This window comes from Chryseobacterium sp. SIMBA_029 (assembly GCF_046535275.1).
In the GTDB taxonomy this organism is placed as follows: domain Bacteria; phylum Bacteroidota; class Bacteroidia; order Flavobacteriales; family Weeksellaceae; genus Chryseobacterium.
This window is the reverse complement of record NZ_JAWRXA010000508.1, coordinates 1-260: the sequence shown is the minus strand read 5'-3', so window position 1 is coordinate 260 and position 260 is coordinate 1. Positions and strand designations below refer to the sequence as shown.

General features: G+C 68.5%; 1 protein-coding gene. It reads right to left on the bottom strand.

Annotated features, from left to right (window positions below; genetic code table 11):
* The coding region (locus tag SB679_RS25005; protein ID WP_410705005.1) for a hypothetical protein at positions 1-260 on the bottom strand (260 nt) is incomplete at both ends.

Genomic DNA, 260 nt, shown 5'->3' with positions numbered 1-260 from the left:
ACGGACGATTTGCTCGTCACTGGCGCCGGGTCGTTTTTGTCCGACGATGCCGTACATTTCCGTGCCGTGGACGGCGGGGGCTCCCTCGACGGGGCCGACGGCGATCAGGTGTGCGTTTCCGCCGGCCGCGGCGTGGGCGAGTGCTCCGCGGGCCTGGGGCAGTGTGAAGGAGAAGTCGGTGAGCAAGGCTCCACGGACCTGGACGGAGGTGCGCCCGTCAACGTTGTAGGCGGCGATGATCTTTCGGGCGCGGCTGCGTG